Raw genomic sequence first — 25123 nt, forward strand, 5'->3', positions numbered from 1 at the left:
AATTTGCCTGGTGGCTTTAGCGCGGTGGTCCCACCTGACCCCATGCCGAACTCAGAAGTGAAACGCCGTAGCGCCGATGGTAGTGTGGGGCCTCCCCATGCGAGAGTAGGGAACTGCCAGGCATCAAATTTAGTGTGCTGATATGGCTCAGTTGGTAGAGCGCACCCTTGGTAAGGGTGAGGTCCCCAGTTCGACTCTGGGTATCAGCACCAGTTAAGACACGAGTTCGGTAAAGAAAAGAATTTGCCTGGCGGCTGTAGCGCGGTGGTCCCACCTGACCCCATGCCGAACTCAGAAGTGAAACGCCGTAGCGCCGATGGTAGTGTGGGGTCTCCCCATGCGAGAGTAGGGAACTGCCAGGCATCAAATAAGAGAGAGCCCTTCGCGTATGCGAAGGGCTTTTTTCGTTGTGGCTGCAGAAAATGGAGCAGCGCCTTTTCCGGTTATCAATAGTGATAGAAAAGCGTAGTCGCCTCAGTCTGTGCTCCTGTGCTCCTGTGCTCCTGTGCTCCTGTGCTCCTGTGCTCCTGTGCTCCTGTGCTACCCAGCCCAGCCCCCCTTTACTGACCTTTATTCGGGCCATAAAAAACCCGGCACCAGGCCGGGTTGGAAACAACGAGCAGTAGTACCGGTCAGTGAATAACCTGAGACAGGAACGCCCGGGTCCGCTCCGATTTAGGATTCGCAAAGAACTCCTGCGGCGGAGCCATTTCAACGATCTCACCGCGATCCATAAAGATCACCCGGTCTGCAACGGTGCGGGCAAAGCCCATCTCATGCGTCACGCACAGCATGGTCATCCCATCTTCTGCCAGACCAATCATGGTATCCAGTACCTCTTTTACCATCTCCGGATCCAGCGCCGAGGTTGGCTCATCAAACAGCATAATTTTCGGCTTCATGCAGAGTGAACGGGCAATAGCAACGCGCTGCTGCTGACCACCCGAAAGCTGACCGGGGAATTTATGGGCATGTTCCGCAATGCGCACGCGTTGCAGATAGTGCATGGCCAGCTCATCGGCTTCTTTTTTAGGTATCTTTCTCACCCACGTCGGGGCCAGTGTGCAGTTCTGCAGGACCGTCAGATGCGGAAACAGATTAAAGTGCTGAAAGACCATTCCTACTTCGGTACGCACGCGTTCAATGTTACGGATGTCATCGTTTAGGTGAATACCGTCAACAACAATACGTCCCTGCTGATGCTCTTCCAGATGGTTAATACAGCGGATCGTGGTCGATTTGCCGGAACCAGAAGGCCCGCAAAGCACAATGCGTTCACGCGGCTTAACCTGCAGGTTAATGTCTTTCAGTACATGGAATTGCCCGTACCATTTATTCACGTTCTCAAGCGAAATCATCAACGCGTCGGAAGAGTGTGTCATAGAGTCAGTCATGTAAAACCTCAGTGCGATGTACGCCCGGTGTGAAAGCGCTTTTCCAGATACTGGCTGTAGCGCGACATGCTAAAACAGAAGATCCAATAGACCAGTGCAGCGAAGACGTAGCCTTCGGTCGACATGCCCAGCCAGGTGGGGTCCACCGTGGCTTGCTGAACGCTGCTGAACAGATCGAAAAGACCGATGATGATGACCAGGCTGGTATCTTTAAACAGAGCGATGATGGTATTTACCAGCCCGGGGATGGTGAGTTTCAGTGCCTGTGGCAGGATCACCAGCATCTGGGTTTTCCAGTAACCCAGCGCCAGAGACTCAGCCGCTTCATACTGACCTTTCGGCAACGCCTGCAATCCCCCGCGTACCACTTCCGCTACATAGGCGGACTGAAACAGAATGACGCCAACCAGGGCGCGCACCAGCTTATCGATGGTGGTGCCTTCAGACATAAACAGCGGCAGCATCACCGACGACATAAACAGCACGGTGATCAGCGGCACGCCGCGCCAGAACTCAATAAAAATAACCGACAGCGTGCGCACCACAGGCATTCGGGAGCGACGGCCAAGAGCCAGCAGAATCCCCAGCGGCAGTGCGCCCGCAATCCCAACCGATGCAATAATCAGCGTCAGCGTTAATCCACCCCACTGGCGTGTCTCAACGCGCTCCAGTCCCAGATAGCCGCCATACAGCAGAAACCAGACGATCACCGGATAGATGACGGCCCAGGCAGCAATATAGCGCCCGCGGAAGGGCAGGCTTTTCAGGAACATCGGCACAATCGACACCAGGCCAATGATCAGCGCCAGGTTGATACGCCAGCGCAACTCATGCGGATAGAGGCCATACATGAACTGACCGAAACGGGCATGGATAAAGACCCAGCAGGCGCCCTCTTTCGTACAATCGGCGCGGGTGGAGCCGATCCAGTTAGCCTGAAAGACCAGCCAGTTCAGCGCAGGCGGGATCACATGCCAGATTATCCAGATGCACAACAGCGTCAGTAACGTGTTAAACCAGCTGGAAAAGAGATTTTTACGCGCCCAAAGCCAGGCGCGACTGACCGGCGTCGTCGGGACGGGGGTCGTTTCATGCGTAGTTACAGACATAGTCATCCCGTTCTCTTAACGCTCAACCAGCGCAATTTTGCGGTTATAGACGTTCATAAGCAGTGATATCAGCAGGCTGATGATCAGGTACACGCCCATCGTAATAGCAATCGTTTCGATGGCCTGGCCGGTCTGGTTCAGGACCGAGCCGGCAAACAGCGACACCATATCGGGATATCCGATAGCCGCGGCCAGTGAGGAGTTCTTCACGATGTTCAGGTACTGACTGGTCAGCGGGGGAATAATCACGCGCATGGCCTGAGGAATGATCACCTGACGCAGCGTCACCGGATTCGGCAGACCCAGCGAACGTGCGGCTTCGTGCTGACCGTGCGGTACCGACTGGATGCCGGAGCGAATCACTTCTGCAATAAACGACGAGGTATAGATCGACAGGGCCAGCGTCAGTGCCGCCAGCTCCGGGATCATTACCGAGCCACCACGGAAATTGAATCCGCGCAGCTGCGGCACATCCCAGTGCGTTGCGGCGCCAAACCCAAGATGCGCCAGAACCGGAAAAAGAATCAGCATCGCAACGGCGGCAGGCCAGGTGCGACGTAACTCGCCGGTTTTCAGCTGATGCTGACGGTTGAAGCGGTAGAGACCATAGCTGATGGCTAGGGCCAGAAGCAGCGCGATAACAAACGGCCAGCTCCCCGGAGCATAGGTCGGCCACGGTACATAGAGCCCGCGATTACTGACATAGGCCAGGTCAAACGCATTCAGCGCCTGTCGTGGGCCAGGCAGATTGCGCAATACCGCAAAGTACCAGAAGAAGATCTGCAGCAGTGGCGGGATATTACGGAAGGTTTCGATATAGATGGTCGAGAGTTTCCGCAGCAGCCAGTTGTCAGAAAGGCGGGATAATCCCACCGCGAATCCGAGAATGGAGGCGAAAACGATACAGAGTGCCGAGACCAGCAGTGTGTTGGTTAAGCCAACCAGAAACACGCGCGCGTAGGTATCGTCCTCGGTGTACTCAATCAGATGCTGAACGATACCGAAACCGGCAGTGCGCTCGAGAAAGCCAAATCCTGATGTAATGCCGCGATTGGCAAGGTTGATAATGGTGTTATGCACCAGATAACCCACCACACCAAGCACTGCGATAACGGCAATGAACTGATAAATCCAGGCGCGAACCGTGGGATTACCAAATGAAAAATCCCTTTTCACGGTTGGGCGTTGTGACATGTTGAAACCTCAGTAACGAAAGCTGTGGCAGGGCACCGCAGAAGGCGGTGCCCGATTGGCGAGGTCTGTTAACGTACCGGCGGAGCGTACTGAATACCGCCCTGGTTCCACAGCGCGTTCTGACCGCGTGCGATCTTCAGAGCACTGTCTTTACCGACGTTACGATCAAAGCTTTCCTGATAGTTGCCCACCTGCTTGATGATGTTGTAGGCCCACTTATTATCCAGCTTCAGATCTTTACCAAAGTCACCCTCAGCACCCAGCAGATGCGCCATATCTGGCGTGGTCGGCTTGGCTGTCATCTGATCAACATTCTTCGAGTTGATACCCATCTCTTCCGCATTCAGCATAGCGAAGAGCGACCATTTCACGATGGTGAACCAGTCATCATCACCACGACGCACCAGCGGCCCCAGGGGTTCTTTGGAGATTACTTCTGGCAGCACAATAAATTCGTCCGGTTTGCCCAGCTTAATACGCAGTGCGTAAAGCTGAGACTGGTCAGAAGCCAGGGTATCACAGCGGCCGCTGTCCAGCGCTTTGGCTGATTCATCTGAACGGTCGAAGGTGACCGGCGTGTACTGCATTTTGTTGGCTTTAAAGAAGTCCGCGACGTTCAGCTCGGTATCGGTGCCTGCCTGAATACAGACGGTCGCGCCATCCAGCTCTTTCGCACTTTTCAGGCCCGCTTTCTGGTGAGTCAGGAAGCCGATGCCGTCGTAGTAGTTCACGCCCGCAAACAGGAAGCCCATGCCGCCATCACGTGAGGAGGTCCAGGTGGTATTACGAGAAAGCACATCCACTTCGCCTGACTGCAGCGCGGTAAAACGCTCTTTCGCGGTCAGTGGGGTGTATTTCACTTTGGTTGCATCGCCAAACACAGCAGCAGCCGTTGCCCGACACACATCCACATCGATACCGGTGAACTTGCCGCTGGCATCCGCATAGGAGAAGCCCGGCAAGCCGTCACTGATCCCACATTGAACAAAACCTTTTTTCTTAATTGCATCCAGTGTGGCGCCGGCGTGTGCTTGCTGAGTAACGGCAACCAGCGAGGCGGCAGCGATCAGCGTAGAGAGCATCATCTTTTTCATAAAGCATCCTGTGTGGCGGGATCGTATTGTTATGTTTGCGCACTTTAGTGTGCGTTTTCCTGTCTGTGGCGGTCAGCCATTCACGACCCTGCAAAGCTGATGCCAGGTTTGCAGGAGCCTGAATTTGTATGAAAGAACGGTTAATAATCGGAAGCACTTAGAAAGTTCCGCTAATATGGCGCACCAAAAGGAAGCAAAGCGAGTCGACCCGATCACATTTAGTGCAAATAGTTTCACTATATGGAAGCAATGTGAGCCTTCGCGCAGGCAGGCATGTATGAAGGAGACACGTTACTTTTTTAATGCGCGGAAAGTCACACACCCGGAGCGGAAGGGCGCTGTCAGGGGGAAGAGCATTCAGGTCAGCCTGTAATCCAAGCTGAGAGGAGGAATAAGAGAGGGCGAAATATCACGTCTGCGATTGCAACTATAGTTACCATATGAGAGGCAACTGTTTCATCCCTGAGGTCACCGCTTTGTGCCATACCGCACAAATAAAAACGCCAGCCCGAAGGCTGGCGTGATTAACAGACAGAACTCAGAATCAGTTCATGCCGTATTTTTTCAATTTCTTACGCAGCGTACCGCGGTTGATACCCATCATCAGGGCAGCGCGGGTCTGGTTGCCACGGGTATACTGCATCACCATGTCCAACAGAGGCTGCTCGACTTCAGCCAAAACCAGCTCATACAGGTCGCTCACATCCTGACCATTCAGTTGAGCAAAATAGTTCTTCAGTGCCTGTTTAACCGAATCACGCAAAGGTTTTTGAGTTACCTGATCCTGTGAGTTAACGGTAGAAACGGTCAGTACGTCAGAATTTACGCGTTGTTCGAACATAGTTCTTTCAGCTCTTTATTTCGTTACGCAAGATTTTCGAAGTATGCCTCCAACGCCTCCAGCTGTTCGCTGGCATCCTCAATGGCGTTGAATGTGCGCCGAAACTGGTCATTCGGGGCGTGCTCCTGCAGATACCAGGAGACGTGCTTTCGCGCTATACGGTATCCCTTGCCTGAACCGTAAAAGTCGTGCAGCTCACGTATATGCGAAACAAGCAAGCGCTTGACCTCTGCCAGTGGCAGCGGAGCAAGCAGCTCCCCAGTGTCCAGATAATGCTGGATTTCCCGGAAGATCCACGGTCTTCCCTGAGCAGCGCGTCCTATCATCAGAGCATCGGCCCCTGTATAGTCGAGCACCGCTCTGGCTTTATGCGGGTCAGTTATGTCTCCATTCGCGATAATCGGAATGGAAACACTCTGCTTAACTGTCCGAATGCTGTCATATTCAGCTTCTCCGTTGAACAGGCAGGCACGAGTGCGGCCATGTATCGTCAGAGCCTGTATACCGCAGCGTTCAGCCAATTGGGCAATCGCGACACAGTTCCTGTTTTCAGGATCCCAGCCAGTACGAATTTTCAGCGTAACCGGCACGTTCACTGCATTAACCACTGCGGAGAGAATGGACTCCACCACGGCGGGATATTGCAGTAAGGCTGACCCCGCCATTTTGCGGTTAACCTTCTTGGCAGGGCATCCCATATTAATATCGATAACCTGTGCACCAGCCTCGACATTAATGCGTGCAGCTTGCGCCATTTCGCTGGGATCGCAACCGGCAATCTGCACGGCGCGAATGCCTGGCTCATCACTGTGAACCATGCGCAAACGAGATTTGTCACTGGCCCAGACTTCGGGGTTCGAAGACAACATCTCAGAAACTGCCATACCTGCGCCCATTTCGTGACACAGCGTCCTGAATGGCCTGTCGGTAATACCGGCCATAGGCGCCGCAATCAGTCGATTTCTCAGCTGGAGGTTTCCAATACGCATGAAGTCAGAATGGCCATACTGTGTCTGCAAGGCGGCGTATATTACGCATTTTTGCAGGAAGATGAAAGGCCAAACTTTGAACAATCAGCAAGAAAGATCAATGAAATCCGGGTGATGATCGGGTGTGTTTTTAATTACACTTTAATATCAATGGTTTACTGATTTATGCTGAAATTGTGAACAAAAGTTTTTCCAGAAAAGTACGGCAATTCGCCAGATAAAAAACGTCACATGCCGTGATTAACGGTACAACTCTCCATGCCAGCCTGGAAAAGCCCGCAACTTACGCTGCGGGCTGGCTGATTGTGCTGTTTAGCCGCGTTTTGCCGGTTACCGGCATCGCCGTGAGCTACGGCGGAGGCGGACTTCAGGATTTGATGCCGGTAATCCGGCACCACTCCTCTTTCACCGCAACCGGGTCAAGCGTGAACTGACTTTCATAGGCTTCGCAGACACCTTCCGCCTGACTCTCCAGCACGCCTGACAGGCCGAGGTGACCGCCAGACTTAGGCAGCACGCTGATCAGCGGTGCCAGCTCACGCAGCGGACCGGCCAGGATGTTGGCGACCACCACATCCGCCTGCAGGTTTTCAGGCTGCTGGTGGGGGAGATAGAGTGACAGACGATCGGACACGCCGTTGCGCTCAGCGTTATCGCGGCTGGCCTGAATCGCCTGCGGATCGATATCAATACCGATTGCCTGAGCCGCGCCAAGCTTAAGCGACGCGATCGCCAGGATCCCCGAACCACAGCCAAAATCGATCACCGTTTTGCCCGTCAGATCCAGCCCGTCAAGCCAGGTAAGGCAGAGGGAGGTTGTCGGATGCGTGCCGGTGCCAAACGCCAGGCCTGGATCGAGCATGACGTTGACCGCGTCCGGATCCGGCACATCGCGCCAGCTCGGACAGATCCAGAGGCGCTCACCGAAGCGCATCGGATGGAAGTTTTCCATCCACTCGCGCTCCCAGTCTTTGTCTTCGATCTGCTCGATCCGGTGACGAAAATCGGCGCCTAACAGCGGATGCTGCGCCAGCTCGGCGGTAATCAGGCTCATATCGGTTTCAGCATCGAACAGGCCGATAACATCGGTGTCGCCCCACAGGCGGGTCTCACCCGGCAGCGGCTCATAAACCGGGGTATCGTGCGTATCCTGGAAGGTCACTGAGACCGCACCGATATCCATCAGGGCATCGCTCAGCGTTTCCGCGTGTTCACCTGAGCTGTTAATTTTGATTTGAATCCACGGCATAACGTTTCTCTTTCCGTCAATGTTGCGGCGCGTCGACCGGTTGCGGCGCGCGTCCAAACAGGTTGCCCACTAAAAATGCCAGCAGGCTCAGAAGCAGGGAGGGCACGATGGGGTGAAAGCCCAGAATCTGCAGTTTCAGGCTGGCCAGAAACGCATAGCAGCCACCACCCACCACCATGCCGGTGATGGCACCTGCGGCATTGGCGCGTTCCCAGTAGAGACCGAGAACCAGCGGCCAGAGGAAGACCGCTTCAAGCCCACCAAAGGCCAGCAGGTTAAGCCAGATAATCATATCGGGGGGATTCCATGCCGCGATCAGCAGCAGGAGACCCAGGGCGAAAGTAATGGTGCCAGATAACAGTCGCAGCCGCGCCTCATTTTCCATCTGGTGCGGGGCGACCCGCAGATAGAGGTCTTTGATCAGCGTCGCCGACGCCTGAAGCAGCTGGGCATTAATCGTCGACATAATGGCAGCCATGGGCGCGGCTAGAAACAGTCCGGCCGCTAACGGCGGCAGCACGGTAATCATCAGGGTCGGAATGACGCTGTCCGGCACGGTCAGATTTGGCAGTACCGCCCGGCCAAGCGCACCGGCCAGATGCATGCCCAGCATCAGCACCACCACCACAATGGTGCCCAGAATGATCGCCCAATGGACAGCCTTACTGTCCCTGTAGGAGATACAGCGCACCGCCGTATGCGGCAACCCGATAACGCCAAAGCAGACCAGCACAATAAATGAGCTGAGGAAGGTTGGGGTGATAACCTCTCCCGGCCCCTGCGGTGAGAGCAGTGCGGGGTCGATGTCATGCAGTTTCTGAACCGCCGTGCTCAGGCCGCCCGCCTGATGAATCACCGCAAACAGCAGCAGGAAGGTGCCAATCAGCATCACAACGCCCTGCATAGCGTCATTAAGTACGCTAGCGCGAAAGCCGCCAAACGCGGTGTAGAGGGCGATCGTGCCGCCAAAAATCAGCAGGCCGGTGTCATAGGGGATACCGGCAGCGGTTTCGAGCAGCCGCGCACCGCCAATAAACTGTACCGTCATGGCACCGATAAACGCGATCAGCAGGCTCAGACTCGCCAGCCAGATCAGCAGCGGGCTCCGATAGCGCGCATAGAGCATGTCATTCAGCGTGACCGCATTATGCTGACGCGCCAGGATGGCGAACTTTTTCCCCAGCACCCCCAGCGAAAGCCAGACAGCGGGCACCTGCACCATCGCCAGCAGCACCCAGCCCAGCCCATATTTATAGGCGGCACCGGGCCCGCCTATAAATGAGCTGGCGCTGATATAGGTCGTGGTGATGGTCATTGCCAGCACAAAACCGCCCATGGAGCGGCTGCCGAGGAAATATTCCGTCAGGAAACTGCCTTCACGCCGTTTGCGAACGGCAAATACCGACAGTGCGGCGATCAGCACCAGATAAATCAGCAGCGGCAGGATAATTTCACTGTTCATTTTTCTCCTCCAGCGGCATGTCGCGAAAAATCACCCGCACCATCAGCCAGCACAAAAAAATGAAGAACAGGGGGGCAAACAGGCAGGAGAGTTCAAACCAGCGCGGCAGACCGGTGATGCCGGTGTCATTGCCACCCAGCCAGGCGGAAAGCCCCCAGACAGCGAGCCAGAGCAGGGTGAGATAGAGCGACCAGCGCGCCTCTTTATGTGCCTGTATAAAACGAGCATCCATGATTCAACCTTAACGCCCAGCGGCAAAAGAAAAAGGCCGGATTAACCGGCCTCTGACTGACTCAGCGTTGCAATTACTTCTCGTGCAAGCCGAGTTTTTTCTCCAGATAGTGGATGTTGGTTCCACCGTGCTGGAAATTCTCGTCGGACATGATTTTCATCTGCAGGTCGACGTTGGTCTTGATACCGTCGATGATCAGTTCCGCCAGGGCATTTTTCATGCGGGCAATCGCCACGTCACGCGTTTCGCCATAGGTGATCAGCTTGCCAATCATGGAGTCATAATAAGGCGGCACGGTGTAACCGGAGTAAATGTGCGACTCCCAGCGCACGCCAAAACCGCCTGGCGCGTGGAAGCGGGTGATTTTACCCGGGCTTGGCAGGAAGGTTACCGGATCTTCGGCGTTGATACGGCACTCGACCGCATGTCCGCGAATGATCACATCATCCTGTTTGATCGACAGTGGCTGACCAGCCGCAATGCGCAGCTGCTCTTTGATCAGATCGACACCGGTGATCATCTCGGTCACCGGATGTTCTACCTGAATACGGGTGTTCATCTCAATGAAGTAGAACTCACCGTTTTCATACAGGAACTCGAAGGTACCTGCGCCGCGATAGCCAATTTCGATACAGGCTTTAGCACAGCGGTTGCCGATAAAGCTGCGCAGTTCCGGCGTAATGCCTGGCGCTGGCGCCTCTTCGACCACTTTCTGGTGACGACGCTGCATAGAGCAGTCACGTTCGCCCAGATAGATGGCGTTGCCCTGACCATCGGCCAGTACCTGAATCTCGATGTGGCGAGGATTCTCCAGATACTTCTCCATGTAAACCATGTCGTTGTTGAAAGCCGCTTTGGCTTCCGCTTTCGTCATGTTGATGGATTGCTCCAGATCTTTGTCGCTGCGCACAACGCGCATACCACGACCGCCGCCGCCGCCGGACGCTTTGATGATGACCGGATAACCGATGCGCTGAGCAAAGGCACGGTTTTTTTCCATATCATCAGTCAGGGAACCGTCAGAGCCTGGGACGGTAGGGACGCCCGCTTTCTTCATCGCGTTGATCGCAGAAACCTTGTCACCCATCAGGCGAATGGTGTCCGCTTTCGGACCGATAAATATAAAGCCAGAACGTTCAACCTGCTCGGCAAAATCGGCATTCTCAGAAAGGAAGCCGTAGCCTGGGTGAATCGCCACTGCGCCGGTGATCTCTGCAGCAGAGATCAGCGCCGGGATGTTGAGGTAACTTTTGACTGACTGCGCCGGGCCGATGCAGACGGTTTCGTCTGCCAGCAGCACGTGCTTCAGGTCACGGTCCGCGCTTGAGTGAACCGCAACAGTCTTGATGCCCAGTTCTTTACAGGCACGAAGAATGCGCAGCGCGATCTCACCGCGGTTAGCAATAACAATTTTATCCAGCATGATCTGCCCCGTTACTCGATGATAACCAGTGGCTCGTCAAATTCGACCGGCTGACCGCTTTCAACCAGAATGGCTTTCACCACGCCGGATTTGTCAGCTTCGATCTGGTTCATCATTTTCATGGCTTCGACGATGCACAGCGTATCGCCCGCGTTCACTTTCTGACCGACTTCCACAAAGGCTTTCGCATCCGGGCTCGGCGTGCGGTAGAAGGTGCCTACCATCGGTGAACGCACGATGTGACCGCTGATCTCAGCCGGTGCGGCTTCGGCAACGGCTGCAACAGGGGCCACAGCGGTGGCCAGCGCAGGCTGTTGTACCGGTGCAGCGTAAGCCTGCTGCATAACCGGGTAACCTGCGTTTGCAGGTGCGCGGCTGATGCGAACGGACTCTTCACCTTCAGAGATTTCCAGCTCAGAAATGCCAGACTCTTCAACCAGTTCGATCAGTTTTTTAATTTTACGAATATCCATGAGTGGGGTTCCGTACTCAGTTTGATTAATTAGTTTGAGACAGGCGTTTTACTGCCGTTTGTAAAGCCCATGTGTAGCCGTCAGCGCCAAGCCCGCAAATCACGCCAGCAGAGACATCAGAAAGATAGGAGTGATGACGGAAGGGCTCGCGTGCATGCACATTGGAGAGATGAACCTCGATAAACGGTATTTCTACCGCTAACAGGGCATCACGCAGTGCGACACTGGTATGGGTAAACGCGGCAGGATTAATGATGATGTAATCCACATTGCCTTTGGCCTCATGAATGCGATCAATAAGCTGAAATTCAGCGTTGGTTTGCAGGTGGCTCAACTCCACATTCAGCTGGTCTGCCTGATGCGTCAAATCGTCAACGATCTGACGCAGCGTGGTATGACCATACTTCTCAGGTTCACGCGTTCCCAACAGGTTCAGGTTGGGTCCGTTTAAAAGCAGAATATGTAATTTATGCGCCATCTTGCTGCCATCTCCCGCAATCATTGAGGCATCGCGTAAAATACCTTGCGAATCTCCATTTGTCACCTTTCACGGTGAAAAAGAAGACCCGACGAGCAATAAAGCCGGGCATTATATCCGTTTCGTGTCATTTCGCAGCAAAATACTGGTCTTATCTGCGAAGATGATCGGATGTGGCCTGCGGGCCACATCTTTTATCAGAAAACAGCAGCGGAAAACAACGGGTGAAAGCCTAGCGGGGCCACCATTTGAGAAACTTTTTGTAACGCCAGGCTAACAGTATCGCAGCAAGCAGGGCGTAGATAAGTGGCTGGGGTGACAGGATTTTTACCGACCAGATATAGTGAACCGGCACCAGGATCGCGACCAGATAGACCGCGTTATGCAGGGTTTGCCAGCGTTTTCCCAGCCTGCGCTGCGCGCGCTGAAACGAGGTCACCGCCAGGGCCAGCAGGATAAACCAGCTGATGATGCCCAGTGTGAGATAAGGACGGGAGATCAGCTCGCTGCCCAGCAGACGCAGATTGTCCGCACCCAGCTCCAGCAGGTAATAGCTCAGCAGATGAAGAGAGGCCCAGACAAATGTCCAGACGCCCAGCAGGCGGCGGGTGCGGATTAGCAGCGGCTGTCTGCCGTAACGCGCCAGCGGTGAGACCAGCAGCGTTCCCAGCAGCAGTTTCAGCGCCATTCGTCCGGTAAAATGCTGAATATCTTTCGCCGGATCGGCACTCAGCCCGCCCTGCATCGCGGCAAAAATCAGATAAACCAGCGGCAGCAGGGCCGCCAGATGCAGGATCACCTTTAAACCGGTTATCTGTTTTAACGACAGGCGCACCACCTAGTAGTTCTCCCGTAAATCGAGACCGCGATAGAGCGAGGCGACCTGCTCGCCATAGCCATTAAACAGCAGGGTCGGCTGACGCTCGACCTTCAGGCTGCCGCCAGGGCCGATAAAACGCTCGGTGGCCTGCGACCAGCGCGGATGATTAACGTGAGGATTCACGTTGGCGTAAAAACCATACTCATCAGCGGCAATCTGGTTCCAGGTCGTCGGCGGCTGATTGCTGGTCAGCGTGATTTTTACGATCGATTTGATCCCTTTGAAGCCATATTTCCACGGCACCGTCAGGCGAATCGGTGCGCCATTCTGCGGGGGCAGCGCTTTGCCATAGACGCCGGTCGTCAGTATCGTCAGTGGATGCATCGCCTCATCCAGACGCAAACCTTCGACATAGGGATAGTTGAGACCACCGCCAATAAAGCGATCTTTCTGGCCCGGCATCTGCTCAGGATCGTAAAGCGTCTGAAAGGCGACGAAACGCGCTTTGCTGGTGGGTTCGGCCAGCGAAATCAGCTTGTTCAGTTCGAAGCCAATCCAGGGCACCACCATCGACCAGGCCTCCACGCAGCGCATGCGATAGATCCGCTGCTCCATGGCGAACCGTTTAAAGATGTCATCCATATCCAGGGTCACGGGCTTCGCCACTTCCCCATCGATGGTCAGCTTCCAGGGCTCGGTTTTCAGCGTGCCGGCATTGGCGGCCGGATCGGCCTTATCCAGGCCAAACTCATAGAAGTTGTTATAGCCGGAGACCTTATCCGCCGGGGTCAGGGTCAGATCGGCCTGATACTGCGCCGGTTTAGTAAAGTCCAGCGGGCGGCCTGCCGGCGCTGGCGGGCGATCGTTTCCCTTGAACCAGCTGAGAATGTCGGCGTTTGCCACGCCAGGCACGCCGATGGCCGCGGCGCTCAGCCCCAGCGTTTTCAGCACCTGGCGGCGCTTCATATTAAAGATGCTTTCCGGCGTAACGTCGGCTTCAGTCAGGCAGGGTGTACGTTTCATGGGCCTTCTCCAGACAGATTCTTATCGACCAGCATGATGACTATCGCTGATGTCGGCCACTTTCGCTGCGAAAATGTGAAATTTCCTGGCGGGGCGGGGCGGGGCGATGAGAATGCACTGAAAAGTGCCGGTATTCACGTCAGCGAGACAATCCCGACGATATACTTCGGCTTCTGGCGTCCGGGCACTGCCGTCAGCGGTAAATTATGCTATTTTGCTCGCGTTTTCGTCAGGCTGACGGTACAAGGTTGGGTGATCCGGTTATCACCGCAGTAATACAGGCACAGGGATGCGATTAACCACAAAATTATCTGCGTTTATTACCTTTCTTAGCCTGCTGGCCATGTCACTGATGCTGGCTGGCTGCGCATTCAGTTTTTTCTGGTTCAGTCATCAGCGCGTGGAACATCGGGCACAGATCCTGGCGGTCCAGGTGGATCAGGCGATGCTCACCCAGACCCCGGATCAGCTGCATACCTGGCTCACGTCGATCATGCCAATCATGAATGCGGAGCAGATTTTACTGCACAACGGCAGACAGACGCTCCTGACGCTCTCCCGTCATGAAAACCCGATGCTGGAAGATGAACCCAACCGCTTTATCCAGTTCGAGGTGCCGCTGATGCATCAGACCGGCTTACAGCTGCGGGTTGTCACTCTCGATCCTGCCAAAACCTGGCTACGCTCCATCACCGGCACCTCGACGCTGGGCATTCTGTTTACCATCATACTGGTTATGAGTCTGATGCTGCTGATGATGCATCGCTGGCTCAGCCGTCAGTGGCGTGGCATGGAGCATCTCGAAGTGCGGGCCGAGGCGATTATCAACGGCGAACGCGGCGTCATGCCGAAGCGCGGCGTGGATGAGTGGCCGCCCAAGGCGAGCCGCGCGCTGGATCTGTTGCTGGTGGATGTGCAGGAAGCCGCCGAACAGCGTGTGCGTATCGACACGCTTATCCGCACCTTTGCCGCCCAGGATGGCCGGACCGGCCTCAACAACCGACTCTTTTTCGACAATCAGCTGGCGACGCTGCTGGAAGATCAGGAAGATGTGGGCACCCACGGCGTGGTGATGATGGTGCGGCTGCCCGATCTGGATACCCTGCAGGAGACGCTGGAGCCCGCGCTGGTCGACGAGTACCTCTTTAACTTCGTCAACATGCTCTCTACCTTTGTGCTGCGCTACCCAGGGGCGCTGCTGGCGCGCTATTTCCGCAGTGATTTTGCCGTGCTGCTGCCGCATCGCAGCCTTAAAGAGGCGAACAGCATTGCCGACCAGCTGATCAATGCGGTGGATTCACTGCCGCCGATGCGTCAGGTGAACCGTGATGATTTGATTCACATCGGCATCAGCGCGTGGCACAGCGGGCAGACCGTGCCGCAGGTGATGGAGAATGCCGAAATGGCCACCCGCCGCGCGGCTTTACTGGGCGGCAACAACTGGACCAACGGTGCAGGCAATCCGCAGGACGCCGGGCGGGGGAGTGTACGCTGGCGTACCCTGCTGGAGAATACGCTCAGCCGGGGTGGTCCGCGGCTCTATCACAAACCTGCCGTCAATATTGAAGGCAAGGTGCAGCACCGGGTGATGCTGACCCGCATCTTCGACGGCGACAAAGAGGTGCTGGCCGCCGAATATATGCCGCTGGTGCAGCAGCTGGGTATGGCGGATGCCTGGGATCGCCAGCTGATGACCCGCATTGCGGCCCTGTCTGAACTCTGGCCGGAAGAGACCCTGGTCATCCCGCTGACGATGTCCTCACTCCTGCAACGACCCTTTGTGCTTTGGCTGCAGAACATGCTGCTGCAGTGCCCGAAAGGACAAAGAAAACGATTTTTATTTGAACTTGCCGAGGCAGATGTCTGTCAACACATCAACCGCTTAACACCAGTATTCCGTGCGCTTAAGGCGTTTGGTTGTCGGGTGGCGGTGAATCAGGCCGGTTTAACCGTGGTGAGCAGCGCCTATATCAGGCAGCTGCCGCTGGAGCTGATCAAGCTCGATGCCGGCCTGGTGCGCAACATTGAGCGGCGCACTGAAAATCAGCTGTTTGTGCAGAGTCTGCTGGAAGTCTGTAAATCCACCGGCATTCAGGTGTTTGCCACCGGTGTTCGCACCCGATCGGAGTGGCAAACATTAGTGTCGCTGGGTATAGCAGGCGGGCAGGGTGACTTTTTTGCCCCTTCACTTCCGGTTAACAGTAACGTGAAGAAGTATTCCCAACGTTACCGTATTTGATGAATTGCCGTCCTGATGACGGCAATTAGCGCTTTTTTGTCATGTTAAGTCTCGTCTGAGCCCACAACCCGACTGCCGGAAATGTTAAATTTTATGTCGGGAATGGAAAGGCGAAAGGCGGAGAAAAGCAGGAGTGATGGCGTCTGGTCGCCATTCTGCCGATTTCTGTTACGGGTTCAGATGACTTAAACGCAATCAGGCCTCTTTTTTCACCGAAGCAGAACGTTTTTGCGCCTTGTGGCAGCTTCGTGTGGTTGGTAAAGTAAGCGGATTTTATTTTCCGCCCCCAGCTTGCAGGATTATCCCTTAGTATGTTTAAAAAATTTCGTGGCATGTTTTCCAATGACTTGTCCATTGACCTGGGTACCGCGAATACCCTGATTTACGTAAAAGGACAGGGCATCGTGCTGAACGAGCCTTCCGTGGTCGCTATTCGCCAGGATCGTGCCGGTTCGCCGAAAAGTGTCGCGGCCGTAGGTCATGACGCCAAACAGATGCTCGGCCGTACGCCAGGCAATATCGCCGCTATTCGTCCGATGAAAGATGGCGTTATCGCTGACTTTTTCGTTACCGAAAAGATGCTGCAGCACTTCATCAAGCAGGTTCACAGCAACAGCTTTATGCGTCCCAGCCCACGCGTGCTGGTCTGCGTTCCCGTCGGTGCCACCCAGGTAGAACGTCGTGCGATTCGTGAATCCGCTCAGGGCGCAGGCGCGCGTGAAGTCTTCCTGATTGAAGAGCCTATGGCTGCCGCAATCGGTGCAGGCCTGCCTGTTTCCGAAGCGACCGGTTCAATGGTAGTCGATATTGGTGGCGGTACCACGGAAGTGGCGGTGATCTCACTGAACGGCGTGGTTTACTCCTCCTCTGTCCGTATTGGTGGCGATCGCTTCGATGAAGCTATTATTAATTATGTGCGTCGTAACTACGGTTCACTGATTGGTGAAGCGACGGCAGAACGTATTAAGCATGAGATCGGTTCAGCTTATCCGGGCGATGAAGTCCGCGAAATTGAAGTGCGTGGCCGTAACCTGGCAGAAGGTGTACCGCGTGGCTTCACGCTGAACTCCAACGAAATTCTTGAAGCGCTGCAGGAGCCGTTAACCGGTATCGTTAGCGCGGTGATGGTTGCCCTTGAGCAGTGTCCGCCTGAGCTGGCCTCGGATATCTCCGAGCGCGGCATGGTGCTGACCGGTGGTGGTGCGTTACTGCGCAACCTGGATCGCCTGCTGATGGAAGAGACGGGCATTCCGGTTGTGGTTGCTGAAGATCCACTGACCTGTGTGGCACGCGGTGGCGGCAAGGCGCTGGAAATGATCGACATGCACGGCGGCGATTTGTTCAGCGAAGAATAATTGCCTCAACCGGTTAAGAACGCAACGATCATGCAGGGGAGTAGCATGTGAACCGGCGAAATCTGGCCGGTACAGTGCGTTCAGCCCAGGGAAGCGCGGTGGTCAGCCGTCGCTTCCTTACCCGTTGTCGAGGATCACGCAGATTATATGAAGCCGATTTTTAGCAGGGGACCTTCCCTGCAGTTGCGTCTTTTCCTGGCGGTTGTCGTGGCGATTGCCATCATTATTGCCGACAGTCGTGTGGGGTCTTTCACCCAAATACGCAACTATCTGGATACGTCGGTCAGTCCGTTTTACTTCCTGGCGAATGGGCCACGTCAGCTGCTGGACGGCGTCTCAGAGTCGCTGGCATCCCGTCAGCAACTGGAGCAGGAAAACAAAGCGTTACGTCGTGAGCTCTTCCTGAAAAACAGTAACCTGCTAATGCTGGGGCAATATAAGCAGGAAAACGCACGCCTGCGTGAACTGCTGGGTTCACCGCTGCGTCAGGATGAGCAAAAGATGGTGACGCAGGTGATCTCTACCGGCACCGACCCTTACACCGACCAGGTGGTGATCGACAAAGGCAGCGTAAACGGTGTCTACGAAGGTCAGCCGGTCATCAGTGATAAGGGCGTGGTGGGGCAGGTCATCGCCGTCGGGCAGTTGACCAGCCGCGTTCTGCTGATCTGTGATGCGTCCCATGCGCTGCCGATTCAGGTGCTGCGAAATGATATCCGTGTGATTGCCGCCGGTAACGGCTGCACTGAAGATCTTCAGCTTGAGCATCTGCCGGGCAACACAGACATTCGCGTCGGTGATGTGCTGGTCACCTCCGGCATCGGGGGACGTTTCCCTGAAGGTTATCCGGTGGGTGTGGTCTCCTCTGTTAAAGTGGATACCCAGCGCGCTTACACGGTGATTCAGGCGCATCCGACAGCCGGTCTGCAGCGTCTGCGCTACCTGCTGTTGCTGTGGGGAGCGGATCGCAATGGCGATATGCCGTTACCGCAGGATGAAGTGCATCGCGTCGCGAACGAGCGTCTGATGCAGATGATGCCGCAGGTGTTACCGCCTGCCGGGGAGATGGGACCGCCTGCGCCTTCTGCACAGATGGGCCCGCCGGCCCCTTCCGGTAGCAGCAGCGGACAGAGCAGCAGCACCACGCGTTCACGCGGGGGCCAGCCTTGAGTCGATATCGTAGCCAGGGACGTTGGGTCATCTGGCTCTCTTTTTTGGTTGCGCTGATCCTGCAGATCATGCCGTGGCCGGATGAGATCTACATGTTCCGCCCCTCATGGCTGCTGCTGATTCTGATCTACTGGGTGCTGGCACTGCCGCACCGGGTCAATGTCGGCACCGGATTCATGCTCGGTGCCATCATGGATCTGATCGCCGGGTCCACACTCGGCGTGCGTGCCCTGGCGCTCAGCATCATCGCCTACCTTATCGCCTTTAAGTTCCAGTTATTCCGCAACTTAGCGTTGTGGCAGCAAGCGTTAATGGTTATGGTGCTGTCACTGGCGATGGATGTCATCGTCTTCTGGGCTGAATTCCTGGTAATCAACGTTTCATTCCGACCTGAAATTTTCTGGAGCAGTGTTGTCGACGGTATTCTCTGGCCCTGGCTATTCTTGTTAATGAGAAAAATTCGTCGTCAGTTTGCTGTTCAATAAGGAAATTTATGGTAACCCTTTATCTTGCTTCCGGTTCACCGCGTCGGCGTGAGCTGTTAACTCAGCTTGGGCTGACCTTCGAGCGCCTTGTGACGGACGTTGAAGAGCAGCGTCAGCCGGATGAAGCGGCAGAGGCCTATGTGCGCCGTCTGGCCAATGACAAAGCACAGACTGGCGTCAGACTGGCCGCGCAGGATCTGCCGGTGCTGGGCGCCGATACCATCGTGGTGCTGAATGGCAGCGTGCTGGAGAAGCCGCGCGATGCTGAGGATGCCCGCGAGATGCTGCGCAAACTTTCCGGACAGTCGCACCAGGTGATGACGGCGGTGGCGCTGGCCGATCGTCAGCAGGCGCTGGATTGCGTGGTGACGACGGATGTGACCTTCCGCACCCTGACCGCCACCGACATCGACGACTATATTGCGACCGGCGAACCGATGGATAAAGCGGGAGCCTACGGAATCCAGGGCAGGGGCGGAAATTTTGTCCGCAAAATTAATGGAAGCTACCACGCGGTGGTCGGATTACCTTTGGTTGAGACAGCGGAGTTACTCAGCCATTTCCAGTCACTGCGTGCCGTAAGGGGTCACCATGACGGCTGAATTACTGGTTAACGTCACGCCTTCTGAAACGCGGGTTGCCTATATCGACGGCGGCATCCTTCAGGAGATTCACATTGAACGTGAGGCGCGGCGCGGCATTGTGGGCAATATTTACAAGGGACGGGTAAGCCGTGTACTGCCCGGCATGCAGGCCGCCTTTGTCGATATCGGCCTGGAAAAAGCCGCCTTTCTGCACGCCTCAGACATCATGCCGCACACCGAGTGTGTCGCGGGTGACGAAAAGAAAAATTTTGTTGTTCGCGACATCGCCGAGCTGGTGCGCCAGGGGCAGGATCTGGTGGTGCAGGTGGTCAAAGATCCGCTGGGTACCAAAGGGGCCCGGCTGACCACCGACATCACGCTGCCGTCGCGTTATCTGGTCTTTATGCCGGGGGCATCGCATGTGGGTGTCTCTCAGCGCATTGAGAGTGAAAAAGAGCGCGAGCGGCTCAAAGCGGTGGTGGCAGACTACTGTGACGACCTGGGCGGCTTTATCATCCGTACCGCCGCAGAGGGGATCGGAGAAGAGGAGCTGGCGCAGGACGCCGCGTTTCTCAAGCGTCTCTGGACTAAAGTCAGCGAACGTAAAAAGCGTAACCAGACCCGCTGCCTGCTCTACGGTGAGCTGGCGCTGGCGCAGCGTATTCTGCGTGATTTTGCCGGGGCCGCCCTGGATCGCATCCGGGTCGACTCCCGTCTGACCTGTGAAATGCTGGTGGAGTTTACTGCGGAATATATTCCGGAGATGGCGGGTAAGCTGGAGCTCTACAATGGCAAACAGCCTATCTTTGACCTGTTTGATGTCGAAAATGAAATTCAGCGCTCGCTGGATCGTAAGGTTGAACTGAAGTCGGGTGGCTATCTGATCATCGATCAGACCGAAGCGATGACCACCATCGACATCAACACCGGTGCCTTCGTCGGCCACCGCAATCTGGATGAGACGATCTTTAACACCAATGTGGAAGCGACGCAGGCGATTGCCCGCCAGCTGCGACTGCGTAATCTGGGTGGCATCATCATCATCGACTTCATTGATATGAATAATGAAGATCATCGGCGCCGGGTGCTGCATTCGCTGGAGAGCGCACTCAGCAAGGATCGGGTGAAAACCGGGATTAATGGTTTCTCGGCGCTGGGGCTGGTGGAGATGACGCGCAAGCGAACCCGTGAAAGCATCGAGCATATCCTCTGTCAGGATTGCCCGGTCTGTAAGGGACGCGGCACGCTGAAAACAGTTGAGACAGTCTGCTATGAGATTATGCGTGAGATTGTCCGCGTTCATCACGCCTACGATTCCGATCGCTTCCTGGTCTATGTTTCGCCGACGGTGGGGGAGGCGCTGAAAAGCGATGAGTCTCATGCCCTGGCGGAGGTCGAAATCTTTGTCGGCAAGCAGGTTAAAGTGCATGTCGAAGCGCTCTACACTCAGGAGCAGTTCGACGTTGTCATGATGTAACGCCGGCCCGCGCACTGGTTTCTCCGGCTGCCGGGCTGAAAAAACGCCCTTGTTTGGGATAAAATGCGTGTTTTACCGCTTTTGTCTGAAGACGGTCGGGTACGAGAGCCAACTATCCGTCGTTTGCGGAATACAAGGAGAGGCGTGAGTGAGGCAGTTGCCGAGGATTTTGTTACTGCTGGTCGCGGCAATCATCGTGATTGTCGCGCTGCTGGTCAGCGGATTGCGTCTGGTGATGCCGCATCTCGACAGCTATCGCAGCAACCTTCTGCAATTTATCTCCGATCGCAGCGGCGTTCCGGTCAGCGCCAGTCAGCTGCAGGGCAAATGGGAAAATTTCGGTCCCACCCTGCAGGTTCGCGATCTCAGCGTCGATCTCCACGAGAACGGCAAACTCACCATCTCACGCATCAATCTTGCCCTCGACGTCTGGCAATCCCTGCTGCACTGGCGCTGGCAGTTCCGCGACCTCACTTTCTGGCAGCTGCATCTCGACACGAATCGTCCCTTACTCGACAACGATAAAGAGAAAAACAGCTTCCGTCCGGCGCAAATCAACGAACTTTTCCTGCGGCAGTTTGACCACTTTGACCTGCGCGACAGCACCATCGGTTTCCGCACGCCGTCCGGTCAGCATGCCGAGCTGGCCATTCCGCGCCTGACCTGGCTGAATGAGAAAACCCGCCACCGGGCAGAAGGGGAAGTGAGCCTGTCGAGCTTTACCGGCCAGCACGGTGTGGTTCAGGTGCGGCTCGATCTCAACGACAGCAACGGTTTACTGAATGACGGGCGTATCTGGATGCAGGCCGACGATGTCGATGTGCGTCCGTGGCTGGGTCGCTGGATGCGCGACAATACCCGGCTCGACAGCGCCCGCTTCAGTCTGGCGGCGTGGGTGAACCTGCGCGATGGCGACATCTATGCCGGCGATCTGCTGTTGCGTCAGGGCGGTGCCAGCTGGCAGGGCGAGAGCGGACCACACCGGATTGAGGTTGACGGGCTGACCGCGCATCTGTCGCGCTTCCGGAATGGCTGGGTGGTCAATGTGCCGCAGACCCGCCTCAGCACCGACGGCCAGACCTGGCCCGCCGGTCACTTCTCCCTGCTCTGGCGTCCTGAGGATAAGCAGATGTCGGGCACTGACGGCCAGCCTGAGGTCCGGGTGCGCGCCACACAGCTGGTGCTGCGTCATCTTGCCCCTGTTATTCCCCTTTTCGCACCGCTCTCTCCGGCGCTGTTTGAAAACTGGCAGAAGTTACAGCCACAGGGCACAGTTGAGGGACTGGCGCTGGATATCCCGTTAGAACAGCCAGAAAAGACCCGCCTGCAGGTGAAATGGCACGATTTCAGCTGGCAGCAGTGGAAGCTGCTGCCGGGCATCAGTCGGTTGAGCGGGGAGGCTCGCGGCAGTCTGAGCAATGGTCAGGTCAGTGTGGAGATGGGAACCGCCACCGTCCCCTATGGTGACATGTTCCAGGCACCGCTGGAGATTAAACGGGTCACCGGGGCGCTGCGCTGGCTGCGCGATGAACATGGCCTGACGCTGGCGGGTGAGGATCTGGATCTGCAGGCGCGCTCACTCCGGGCGCGGGGCGACTTCAGTTATCAGCAGAACCGTGGCGCGGAGCCGCGTCTTGATATTCTGGCTGGTATCCGGGTCACTGATGCAGGCGATGCCTGGCGCTATTTCCCGGTGCCGCTGATGGGCAGGGGACTCACGGACTATCTGAGCGGGGCCGTGAAGGGGGGCAAAGTCGACAACGCCACGCTGCTGTTTGCCGGTAACCCAGCGCTGTTCCCGTTTAAACACAACGATGGCATGTTCCAGGTCTGGGTGCCGCTGCGCCAGGCGACCTACGCGTTTCAGCCCAAATGGCCGGCGATCAGCAATCTGGATATCGACCTCAACTTCCTGAATGACGGACTGTGGATGCATGCCCCGGTCGCCCGGCTGGGTGACGTTGAAGCGCGCAACGTCAGCGCGGTCATCCCTGACTATCTGAAAGAGAAGCTGATCATCGATGGGGATATCCATGGCGAAGGCCCGCAGGTCGCGGACTATTTTCAGCAGACTCCGCTGAAGTCGTCGCTGGGTGCCGCCCTGGAGCAGCTGCAAATCACGGGCGGCGTAGGGGGGCATCTGAATCTCGATATTCCGCTGGACGGTAAGCAGGTACACGCGCGCGGCAATGTCGATCTGCATAACAACTCTCTGTTTATCAAACCGTTAAAAACGACTATCGCTAACCTCTCTGGCCGCTTCCGTTACGATAACGGCAATCTGGCCAGTGAAGATTTGCAGGCGAACTGGTTTGGTCAGCCCCTGGGCGTCCGGTTCAGCACCATCGAGAACCCGGATGATTTTGGCGTTAACGTCAAACTGCAGGGCGACTGGCAGCCGGCCAGAATCAGCCCGATTCCGGCCGCCGTCAGTAAGCAACTGGGCGGACATCTGCCCTGGCAGGGGAACGTCGATATCACGCTACCCCATCATGGCGGAGCGCGCTATGAAGTGGCCCTGAACGGCAATGCAAAAGAAGTGAGTAGTCGCTTACCTGCACCGCTTGACAAGAAAGCCGGTGAGACGATGCCGGTTACCATTGAGGCCAGCGGCGACCTGAACCACTTCGATCTCAGCGGCAGCGTCAGCGCAAACCACCGTTTTAACAGCCGCTGGCTGCTGGAACCGACGCTGCGCGTGGATCGCGGCATCTGGCTGAATGATGCACAGAAGAAACCCGGGCTGCCCGACCATGCCGGAATGGTGCTGAATCTGCCTGCGCTGGATGGCGAAGCCTGGGTCGGGATGCTGGCAGCTGGAGACGCAACGGGCGGCAGGTCGTCAGGTGGCGGCAGCGATTTCCAGACCGGCGGCGTGACGCTGCCCGGCAATATCACGCTGCGCAGTCCGGCGGTCACGCTGGCGGGGCAGCAGTGGCATGAGGTTGAGGCGACGCTGGCACAGCGTTCAGCCGGCAGTGGCAATGTCAGCGTCAGGGCGCAGGAGCTGCGTGGTGAGCTGTCAATGGCACCACAATCCCCGTGGCAGGTGAATCTGGATTACCTTTATTACAATCCGCAGTGGAACAGCGAGACGACCAGAGGCAGCAAAGCGAGCACTCAGCAGGCCAGTAATATTAATTTCAGTCAGTGGCCGGCTCTGCAACTGCGCTGTAAAGAGTGCTGGGTTCTGGGGCAGAAATATGGTCAGGTCTCTGCGATGCTGCAACCCAAAGGGGATACGTTAGCGCTTACTAACGGCAAGGTGGATACCGGCAGTTCACAGCTGAAAATCAGCGGGGAGTGGGTAAATCGCCCGAACGACCCGCGCACCTCGCTGAAGGGCACGCTGAAAGGTCCTAATATCAATAATGCGACCAACTGGTTTGGTGTGAATACGCCGCTGCGTGATGCGCCATTCGACATTGCCTATGACCTGCACTGGCGGTCGGCGCCTTGGCAGCCCTCCGCAGAGACGCTGAGTGGCACCCTGAAAACACACTTTGGCAAAGGCCAGATTGCGGATGTGGACACCGGCACGGCTGGCAAGATCCTGCGACTGGTGAGCTTTGATGCACTGCTGCGCAAGCTGCGCTTCGATTTCAGCGACACCTTTACCAACGCGTTCTACTTCGATTCGATTAATGGCACGGCCTGGATCGAGAACGGCGTGATGCGCACCGATAATCTGCTGGTGGATGGGCTGGAAGCTGACATCGCTATGCAGGGCAATCTCGACCTGGTGAAGCGTCAGATCGATATGGAAGCGGTGGTGGCGCCGGAGATCTCCGCCTCGGTGGGTGTCGCAACCGCCTTCGCGATTAACCCGGTGGTGGGCGCGGCGGTTTTCGCCGCCAGTAAGGTGCTGGCTCCCTTGTGGAACAGGATATCGTTGCTGCGTTATCACATCAGCGGGCCGCTGGATAAACCGGAAATCAATGAAGTGCTGCGTAAACCGCGTGAAACAGACAACAAGTGAATTTGACGCCGTACCGGAATTACCGCAGGCTATGATTATCTGAGCACATAATG

Annotated in this window: 21 protein-coding genes, 1 tRNA gene and 2 rRNA genes; 10 read left to right on the forward strand and 14 right to left on the reverse strand. The window is 56.1% G+C overall.

The features are described from left to right. Positions 1-6 precede the first annotated feature (6 nt). The 3 genes from rrf (F3I47_RS19330) to rrf (F3I47_RS19340) all read left to right on the forward strand — a co-directional run bounded on the left by rrf (F3I47_RS19330) (position 7) and on the right by rrf (F3I47_RS19340) (position 362). Positions 7-122, forward strand: a 5S ribosomal RNA gene (gene rrf, locus F3I47_RS19330). A 14-nt stretch (positions 123-136) separates the two neighbouring features. After that, positions 137-212 (forward strand) — tRNA-Thr (locus F3I47_RS19335). Between the two features lie 34 nt (positions 213-246). Next, positions 247-362, forward strand: a 5S ribosomal RNA gene (gene rrf, locus F3I47_RS19340). A 270-nt stretch (positions 363-632) separates the two neighbouring features. Here the strand turns inward: rrf (F3I47_RS19340) and F3I47_RS19345 are convergent. The 14 genes from F3I47_RS19345 to msrP form a co-directional block, all read right to left on the reverse strand. Beyond that, complete coding sequence (locus F3I47_RS19345) at positions 633-1394, reverse strand: amino acid ABC transporter ATP-binding protein (protein ID WP_009087542.1); 762 nt, start codon at positions 1392-1394, stop codon at positions 633-635. Between the two features lie 8 nt (positions 1395-1402). Next, a complete protein-coding gene (locus F3I47_RS19350) occupies positions 1403-2503 on the reverse strand; it encodes an amino acid ABC transporter permease (protein ID WP_009087540.1) in 1101 nt (366 codons plus the stop codon). A gap of 15 nt (positions 2504-2518) precedes the next feature. Next, positions 2519-3697 (reverse strand): amino acid ABC transporter permease, encoded by a 1179-nt coding sequence (locus F3I47_RS19355; protein WP_150030260.1) that lies wholly within the window; start codon positions 3695-3697, stop codon positions 2519-2521. 68 nt (positions 3698-3765) lie between these two features. Further along, positions 3766-4791: an amino acid ABC transporter substrate-binding protein gene (locus tag F3I47_RS19360; protein WP_009087536.1), complete on the reverse strand. Its 1026-nt coding sequence runs from the start codon at positions 4789-4791 to the stop codon at positions 3766-3768. 544 nt (positions 4792-5335) lie between these two features. Next, positions 5336-5632, reverse strand: a complete 297-nt coding sequence (gene fis, locus F3I47_RS19365; protein ID WP_003855228.1) for a DNA-binding transcriptional regulator Fis — start codon at positions 5630-5632, stop codon at positions 5336-5338. Between the two features lie 23 nt (positions 5633-5655). Beyond that, positions 5656-6621, reverse strand: a complete 966-nt coding sequence (dusB, locus tag F3I47_RS19370; protein WP_009087532.1) for a tRNA dihydrouridine synthase DusB — start codon at positions 6619-6621, stop codon at positions 5656-5658. Between the two features lie 367 nt (positions 6622-6988). Then, entirely contained in the window at positions 6989-7870 is an 882-nt protein-coding gene (gene prmA / locus F3I47_RS19375) for a 50S ribosomal protein L11 methyltransferase (protein ID WP_150030259.1), read from the reverse strand. 16 nt (positions 7871-7886) lie between these two features. Beyond that, positions 7887-9332 carry a sodium/pantothenate symporter gene (gene panF, locus F3I47_RS19380; RefSeq protein WP_150030258.1) on the reverse strand — a complete coding sequence of 482 codons (1446 nt, stop codon included), beginning with the start codon at positions 9330-9332 and terminating at the stop codon, positions 7887-7889. Next, on the reverse strand, positions 9322-9564 hold the full coding sequence (locus F3I47_RS19385; RefSeq protein ID WP_009087527.1) for a YhdT family protein: 243 nt from the start codon (positions 9562-9564) through the stop codon (positions 9322-9324). Before F3I47_RS19385 ends, panF begins: the two co-directional genes overlap by 11 nt. Before the next feature lie 73 nt (positions 9565-9637). Further along, positions 9638-10987, reverse strand: a complete 1350-nt coding sequence (gene accC, locus F3I47_RS19390) for an acetyl-CoA carboxylase biotin carboxylase subunit (protein WP_009087525.1) — start codon at positions 10985-10987, stop codon at positions 9638-9640. Positions 10988-10998: 11 nt separating this feature from the next. Continuing rightward, on the reverse strand, positions 10999-11460 hold the full coding sequence (gene accB, locus F3I47_RS19395) for an acetyl-CoA carboxylase biotin carboxyl carrier protein (protein WP_009087523.1): 462 nt from the start codon (positions 11458-11460) through the stop codon (positions 10999-11001). A 25-nt stretch (positions 11461-11485) separates the two neighbouring features. Beyond that, on the reverse strand, positions 11486-11938 hold the full coding sequence (gene aroQ / locus F3I47_RS19400) for a type II 3-dehydroquinate dehydratase (protein ID WP_009087521.1): 453 nt from the start codon (positions 11936-11938) through the stop codon (positions 11486-11488). A gap of 232 nt (positions 11939-12170) precedes the next feature. Beyond that, positions 12171-12773, reverse strand: coding sequence for a protein-methionine-sulfoxide reductase heme-binding subunit MsrQ (gene msrQ, locus F3I47_RS19405; RefSeq protein WP_046102638.1), 603 nt, complete (start codon positions 12771-12773; stop codon positions 12171-12173). Positions 12774-12776: 3 nt separating this feature from the next. Continuing rightward, complete coding sequence (gene msrP / locus F3I47_RS19410) at positions 12777-13781, reverse strand: protein-methionine-sulfoxide reductase catalytic subunit MsrP (RefSeq protein WP_140029577.1); 1005 nt, start codon at positions 13779-13781, stop codon at positions 12777-12779. 289 nt (positions 13782-14070) lie between these two features. Between msrP and csrD the strand changes: the two genes are divergently transcribed. From csrD to yhdP, 7 genes are all read left to right on the forward strand, one after another. Continuing rightward, positions 14071-16020, forward strand: a complete 1950-nt coding sequence (csrD, locus tag F3I47_RS19415) for an RNase E specificity factor CsrD (protein WP_150030257.1) — start codon at positions 14071-14073, stop codon at positions 16018-16020. Positions 16021-16331: 311 nt separating this feature from the next. Then, a complete protein-coding gene (gene mreB, locus F3I47_RS19420; RefSeq protein WP_003855260.1) occupies positions 16332-17375 on the forward strand; it encodes a rod shape-determining protein MreB in 1044 nt (347 codons plus the stop codon). Between the two features lie 147 nt (positions 17376-17522). Next, positions 17523-18545, forward strand: a complete 1023-nt coding sequence (mreC, locus tag F3I47_RS19425; RefSeq protein WP_009087515.1) for a rod shape-determining protein MreC — start codon at positions 17523-17525, stop codon at positions 18543-18545. Continuing rightward, entirely contained in the window at positions 18542-19030 is a 489-nt protein-coding gene (gene mreD, locus F3I47_RS19430) for a rod shape-determining protein MreD (protein ID WP_009087513.1), read from the forward strand. Before mreC ends, mreD begins: the two co-directional genes overlap by 4 nt. An 8-nt stretch (positions 19031-19038) precedes the next feature. Beyond that, positions 19039-19632, forward strand: coding sequence for a nucleoside triphosphate pyrophosphatase (locus F3I47_RS19435; RefSeq protein WP_150030256.1), 594 nt, complete (start codon positions 19039-19041; stop codon positions 19630-19632). After that, on the forward strand, positions 19622-21091 hold the full coding sequence (gene rng, locus F3I47_RS19440; RefSeq protein WP_009087509.1) for a ribonuclease G: 1470 nt from the start codon (positions 19622-19624) through the stop codon (positions 21089-21091). Before F3I47_RS19435 ends, rng begins: the two co-directional genes overlap by 11 nt. Before the next feature lie 148 nt (positions 21092-21239). Next, positions 21240-25070 carry an AsmA2 domain-containing protein YhdP gene (gene yhdP / locus F3I47_RS19445; protein ID WP_150030255.1) on the forward strand — a complete coding sequence of 1277 codons (3831 nt, stop codon included), beginning with the start codon at positions 21240-21242 and terminating at the stop codon, positions 25068-25070. The last annotated feature ends 53 nt before the right edge of the window (positions 25071-25123 follow it).

This window comes from Pantoea sp. M_10 (assembly GCF_008631515.1).
Lineage (GTDB): Bacteria > Pseudomonadota > Gammaproteobacteria > Enterobacterales > Enterobacteriaceae > Pantoea > Pantoea anthophila.

Coding starts and splice junctions, on each gene's coding strand:
- mreB (WP_003855260.1), top strand. CDS start 16,332: ATGTTTAAAAAATTTCGTGGCATGTTTTCCAATGACTTGTCCATTGAC.
- fis (WP_003855228.1), bottom strand. CDS start 5,632: ATGTTCGAACAACGCGTAAATTCTGACGTACTGACCGTTTCTACCGTT.
- prmA (WP_150030259.1), bottom strand. CDS start 7,870: ATGCCGTGGATTCAAATCAAAATTAACAGCTCAGGTGAACACGCGGAA.
- F3I47_RS19360 (WP_009087536.1), bottom strand. CDS start 4,791: ATGAAAAAGATGATGCTCTCTACGCTGATCGCTGCCGCCTCGCTGGTT.
- msrP (WP_140029577.1), bottom strand. CDS start 13,781: ATGAAACGTACACCCTGCCTGACTGAAGCCGACGTTACGCCGGAAAGC.
- F3I47_RS19345 (WP_009087542.1), bottom strand. CDS start 1,394: ATGACTGACTCTATGACACACTCTTCCGACGCGTTGATGATTTCGCTT.
- dusB (WP_009087532.1), bottom strand. CDS start 6,621: ATGCGTATTGGAAACCTCCAGCTGAGAAATCGACTGATTGCGGCGCCT.
- F3I47_RS19385 (WP_009087527.1), bottom strand. CDS start 9,564: ATGGATGCTCGTTTTATACAGGCACATAAAGAGGCGCGCTGGTCGCTC.
- panF (WP_150030258.1), bottom strand. CDS start 9,332: ATGAACAGTGAAATTATCCTGCCGCTGCTGATTTATCTGGTGCTGATC.
- F3I47_RS19355 (WP_150030260.1), bottom strand. CDS start 3,697: ATGTCACAACGCCCAACCGTGAAAAGGGATTTTTCATTTGGTAATCCC.
- aroQ (WP_009087521.1), bottom strand. CDS start 11,938: ATGGCGCATAAATTACATATTCTGCTTTTAAACGGACCCAACCTGAAC.
- csrD (WP_150030257.1), top strand. CDS start 14,071: ATGCGATTAACCACAAAATTATCTGCGTTTATTACCTTTCTTAGCCTG.
- accB (WP_009087523.1), bottom strand. CDS start 11,460: ATGGATATTCGTAAAATTAAAAAACTGATCGAACTGGTTGAAGAGTCT.
- F3I47_RS19435 (WP_150030256.1), top strand. CDS start 19,039: ATGGTAACCCTTTATCTTGCTTCCGGTTCACCGCGTCGGCGTGAGCTG.
- rng (WP_009087509.1), top strand. CDS start 19,622: ATGACGGCTGAATTACTGGTTAACGTCACGCCTTCTGAAACGCGGGTT.
- mreC (WP_009087515.1), top strand. CDS start 17,523: ATGAAGCCGATTTTTAGCAGGGGACCTTCCCTGCAGTTGCGTCTTTTC.
- accC (WP_009087525.1), bottom strand. CDS start 10,987: ATGCTGGATAAAATTGTTATTGCTAACCGCGGTGAGATCGCGCTGCGC.
- F3I47_RS19350 (WP_009087540.1), bottom strand. CDS start 2,503: ATGTCTGTAACTACGCATGAAACGACCCCCGTCCCGACGACGCCGGTC.